Origin of the sequence: Psychrobacter sp. JCM 18903 (genome assembly GCF_000586475.1) — a bacterium.
Lineage (GTDB): Bacteria > Pseudomonadota > Gammaproteobacteria > Pseudomonadales > Moraxellaceae > Psychrobacter.
The window spans coordinates 1-1,962 of record NZ_BAWJ01000050.1; the positions used below are offsets into that span (position 1 = coordinate 1).

2 tRNA genes and 1 rRNA gene are annotated in these 1,962 nt (G+C 49.7%); all 3 read left to right on the forward strand.

Annotated elements, in window-relative coordinates:
- Window positions 1-133: 133 nt before the first annotated feature.
- The 3 genes from TT12_RS14945 to TT12_RS14955 all read left to right on the forward strand — a co-directional run bounded on the left by TT12_RS14945 (window position 134) and on the right by TT12_RS14955 (window position 1,909).
- Window positions 134-1,672 (forward strand): 16S ribosomal RNA (locus TT12_RS14945).
- A 75-nt stretch (window positions 1,673-1,747) separates the two neighbouring features.
- Window positions 1,748-1,824, forward strand: a tRNA-Ile gene (locus tag TT12_RS14950).
- 9 nt (window positions 1,825-1,833) lie between these two features.
- A tRNA-Ala gene (locus TT12_RS14955) sits at window positions 1,834-1,909 on the forward strand.
- Window positions 1,910-1,962 lie beyond the last annotated feature (53 nt).

Genomic DNA, 1,962 nt, shown 5'->3' on the forward strand with positions numbered 1-1,962 from the left:
TAACTATAAAAATTATCATTTAAGACAGCAGAAAAACTCAAAGTTAATTCATTACGAACATAATTTTTAGCGATTTTGCCAGATTAGATGAGCCAAGTTTAGAAGCTTCTTTAAAGAGCTTCATAGCAAGATTAAACTGAAGAGTTTGATCATGGCTCAGATTGAACGCTGGCGGCAGGCTTAACACATGCAAGTCGAGCGGTAACAGGAGAAGCTTGCTTCTCGCTGACGAGCGGCGGACGGGTGAGTAATACTTAGGAATCTACCTAGTAGTGGGGGATAGCACGGGGAAACTCGTATTAATACCGCATACGACCTACGGGAGAAAGGGGGCAGTTTACTGCTCTCGCTATTAGATGAGCCTAAGTCGGATTAGCTAGATGGTGGGGTAAAGGCCTACCATGGCGACGATCTGTAGCTGGTCTGAGAGGATGATCAGCCACACCGGGACTGAGACACGGCCCGGACTCCTACGGGAGGCAGCAGTGGGGAATATTGGACAATGGGGGAAACCCTGATCCAGCCATGCCGCGTGTGTGAAGAAGGCCTTTTGGTTGTAAAGCACTTTAAGCAGTGAAGAAGACTCCATGGTTAATACCCATGGACGATGACATTAGCTGCAGAATAAGCACCGGCTAACTCTGTGCCAGCAGCCGCGGTAATACAGAGGGTGCAAGCGTTAATCGGAATTACTGGGCGTAAAGGGAGCGTAGGTGGCTCTATAAGTCAGATGTGAAATCCCCGGGCTTAACCTGGGAACTGCATCTGAAACTGTAGAGCTAGAGTATGTGAGAGGAAGGTAGAATTCCAGGTGTAGCGGTGAAATGCGTAGAGATCTGGAGGAATACCGATGGCGAAGGCAGCCTTCTGGCATAATACTGACACTGAGGCTCGAAAGCGTGGGTAGCAAACAGGATTAGATACCCTGGTAGTCCACGCCGTAAACGATGTCTACTAGTCGTTGGGTCCCTTGAGGACTTAGTGACGCAGCTAACGCAATAAGTAGACCGCCTGGGGAGTACGGCCGCAAGGTTAAAACTCAAATGAATTGACGGGGGCCCGCACAAGCGGTGGAGCATGTGGTTTAATTCGATGCAACGCGAAGAACCTTACCTGGTCTTGACATATCTAGAATCCTGCAGAGATGCGGGAGTGCCTTCGGGAATTAGAATACAGGTGCTGCATGGCTGTCGTCAGCTCGTGTCGTGAGATGTTGGGTTAAGTCCCGCAACGAGCGCAACCCTTGTCCTTAGTTACCAGCGGGTTAAGCCGGGAACTCTAAGGATACTGCCAGTGACAAACTGGAGGAAGGCGGGGACGACGTCAAGTCATCATGGCCCTTACGACCAGGGCTACACACGTGCTACAATGGTAGGTACAGAGGGCAGCTACACAGCGATGTGATGCGAATCTCAAAAAGCCTATCGTAGTCCAGATTGGAGTCTGCAACTCGACTCCATGAAGTAGGAATCGCTAGTAATCGCGGATCAGAATGCCGCGGTGAATACGTTCCCGGGCCTTGTACACACCGCCCGTCACACCATGGGAGTTGATTGCACCAGAAGTGGATAGCTTAACCTTCGGGGGAGCGTTCACCACGGTGTGGTTGATGACTGGGGTGAAGTCGTAACAAGGTAGCCGTAGGGGAACCTGCGGCTGGATCACCTCCTTATAGATGGCATTCGGTCAGCAAGAATTCACAACAAGTTGTTCTTTAGTTTAAGCTTACGTTTTAACAAGCGTAATTGGGTCTGTAGCTCAGCTGGTTAGAGCACCGTGTTGATAACGCGGGGGTCAGTGGTTCAAGTCCACTTAGACCCACCATTTTATAATGGGGCCATAGCTCAGTTGGTAGAGCGCCTGCCTTGCACGCAGGAGGTCAACGGTTCGACTCCGTTTGGCTCCACCACTATAGACGAATAAGCTTTAAGTGCTAATAGTATAAATAGAAACAAGTGATTT